At 74.0% G+C, this 2,479-nt stretch carries 3 protein-coding genes and 1 pseudogene; 3 read left to right on the top strand and 1 reads right to left on the bottom strand.

The features are described 5' to 3' along the window. Window positions 1-190 precede the first annotated feature (190 nt). Genes rarD through HMPREF3105_RS09790 form a run of 3 tightly spaced genes read left to right on the top strand, consistent with a single transcriptional unit; the run spans window position 191 to window position 2,208 of the window. Entirely contained in the window at window positions 191-1,210 is a 1,020-nt protein-coding gene (gene rarD / locus HMPREF3105_RS09800) for an EamA family transporter RarD (protein ID WP_044659539.1), read from the top strand. 9 nt (window positions 1,211-1,219) lie between these two features. After that, window positions 1,220-1,714, top strand: coding sequence for a hypothetical protein (locus HMPREF3105_RS09795; protein ID WP_063189755.1), 495 nt, complete (start codon window positions 1,220-1,222; stop codon window positions 1,712-1,714). Further along, window positions 1,711-2,208, top strand: a complete 498-nt coding sequence (locus tag HMPREF3105_RS09790) for an HIT family protein (RefSeq protein WP_070709449.1) — start codon at window positions 1,711-1,713, stop codon at window positions 2,206-2,208. The genes HMPREF3105_RS09795 and HMPREF3105_RS09790 overlap by 4 nt, the downstream gene beginning before the upstream one ends. Window positions 2,209-2,251: 43 nt before the next feature. On the opposite strand, the pseudogene HMPREF3105_RS09785 reads toward HMPREF3105_RS09790, so the two are convergent. After that, window positions 2,252-2,479, bottom strand: a pseudogene (locus HMPREF3105_RS09785) (polyprenyl synthetase family protein); the annotation flags it as partial.

The following is a 2,479-nucleotide window of genomic DNA, read 5'->3' as shown; positions in this document are numbered from 1 at the left end:
GGCACCGATGATGGCGATGCGCAACGGGCGGTCAGGGCGAACGGTCACGGTGGGTGGGTCCTTTTCGACGACGGCGGGGCACGCCGGCGGAGCGCGGGGCAAGGCCCGGCACCGGCGCGCGGGATCGACCCCCCAGTCTACCGCCGTGACCGGGAGGAACCTGGGTGAGAGTGCTCACCCGGACCGTACAGTGGTCCGCGTGAGCCCCTCCTCCCCCGCTGTCCGGCCCGGCGTGACCCCCGACGGCGCCGCCCCCGACACCGGCGCCCTGCCCACCGTCTCCCCCGCCCCGGCCGATGACCCGCGTGGGCTGGCCCTCGGCTTCACCGCCTACTTCGTGTGGGGCCTGCTGCCGCTCTACATGGCGGTGCTCGCGCCCGCCGGGGCCCTGGAGATCGTGGTGGTGCGCATCGGCTTCGCCCTGATCTTCTGCCTGCTGCTGCTGACCGTGATGCGCCGCCTGCGCGAGCTGGGGACGGCGCTGGCCACGCCCGGCCGCTGGGGCACCACGGGTCTGGCCGCCGGGATCATCGCGGTGAACTGGCTGCTGTACGCGGTCTCGGTCACCACGGGCAACGTGCTCCAGGCGTCGCTGGGCTACTTCATGAACCCGCTGGTGAATGTCCTGCTCGGCGTGCTCTTCCTCGGGGAGCGGCTGCGGCGGGGCCAGTGGGTGGCCGTCGGGATCGCGGTGGCCGCCGTCGTCGTGATGTCCGCGGCGATGGGGCAGGTGCCGTGGATCGCGCTCGGGCTGGCCACCTCGTTCGGGCTCTACGGCTTCGTGAAGAAGCGCTTCCCCTCCCCCGTGCACGCGGTGACCGCGATGACCGCCGAGACCGTGGTGCTGATCCCCGTGTTCGTGGTGGGCAGCGTGCTGCTGGCGCAGGCCGGGCTGCTCACCACCGTCACCGAGGGGCCCGGCCACTTCTGGCTCATGGCCGGGCTCGGCGTGCTCACCGCCGTTCCGCTCATCCTGTTCTCGGCGGCGGCCCGCTCCCTGACGCTGACCACGCTCGGGATGCTGCAGTACACGGCGCCCATCCTGCAGTTCCTCGTGGCGGTCACGGTCCTCGGCGAGCAGATGCCCGCGGCCCGCTGGGCGGGCTTCGGGCTCATCTGGCTCTCGCTGGCGGTCTTCACCCTCGACCAGCTGAACGCCTCCCGCCTGCAGCGTCGGGCGGTCCGGGCCGGGCAGGGCGCGCACGCCTAGACTGGCGGCATGCCCGCCAAGCCCCCCGCCCCCGTGTACCTCCCGGCCTTCCAGCGGCTCGTCCCGGACCTGCTGGGCGACGCCTGGGCCGAGGACGACGGCCTCGCCCCCGCCGACGTCGACGCCCGGCTGGCCCAGTCCCCCGCGGCGGAGCAGCTCGGCGCCGGGCTCATGATCCCGGCTGCTCTCCGCGAGTTCTACCTCGCCCTGGGCAACTGCGGCGACCTCATGGAGACGGACCACTACGTGTGGGACCCCGAGGACCTCGAGGTGCGGGACGGCTTCCTCATGTTCCTGGAGGACGCGGACGAGACGGTCGTGTGGGGCCTGCCGGTGGACAACCTGGCGCTGCCGGACCCGCTGGTGTGGCGGCGCTCCGCCGGCGCCGACGCGCCCGAGGGCGAGTGGCAGGACGAGGGCGGCACCTTCAGCGAGTTCCTGACGGACCTGCTCGCGTGGACCTTCGAGGACCCCGAGGACGACGGCGAGGGGCTGGACCGGTGACCGCGCCCGCCCCGGTCTCCCACGCCCCGGACGACTACGTCTGCCCGTTCTGCGGGCTCGTGGCCAGCGACGTCTCCGACCCGGGCAACCGCTGCGAGCTCGGGGACACCGTCTACCAGGACGAGGACCTGCTCGTGCTGATCGCCGTGGACGGGTTCGGCGACCACGAGGGCCACGCCATGGTCTGCCCGGCCGAGCACTACGAGAACCTCTACGACCTGCCCCCGCGCGTACTGCAGCGCATCGCCCTGATGGCCCAGCAGGTGGCGCTGGCCATGAAGCGCGCGTGGGCCCCGGACGGGGTCTCCACGCGCCAGCACAACGAGCCCGCCGGCAACCAGCACGTGTGGCACTACCACCTGCACGTGTTCCCCCGCTTCGAGGGGGACATGCTCTACCGGCAGCTGCGCCACCCGGTGGCCCCGGAGGTCCGCGCCGGCAAGGCGCGGGAGCTCGCGGCCGCGCTGGACCCCGCCCCGACCCGCCTGGACTGAGCGGCCTCCCCGGATCGAGGCGGCGACGCCGCCGACCGCGGCGTCAGGCCGAGCGCCCGACCACGTAGTCGGCGAACGCCTCGAGCGCCGCCTTCACGGCGGAGTCCGGCAACGGGTCGAGCGCCTGCTTGGCCTGCTCCGCCCAGCCGCGGGTGATCGCCCACGCCTCGTCGATGGCGGGGTGGCCCGTGAGCGCGGCGACGGCGGCGGCCAGCTGCTCGTCGGTGTCGAGCGGCCCGTCCACGAGCGCGCGCACCCGGCGGGCGTCCTC

Source organism: Micrococcus sp. HMSC31B01 (assembly GCF_001816085.1).
GTDB classification, from domain to species: Bacteria; Actinomycetota; Actinomycetes; order Actinomycetales; family Micrococcaceae; genus Micrococcus; species Micrococcus luteus.
The sequence above is the reverse complement of the archived record's forward strand: the minus strand, read 5'-3'. Positions and strand labels throughout refer to the sequence as shown.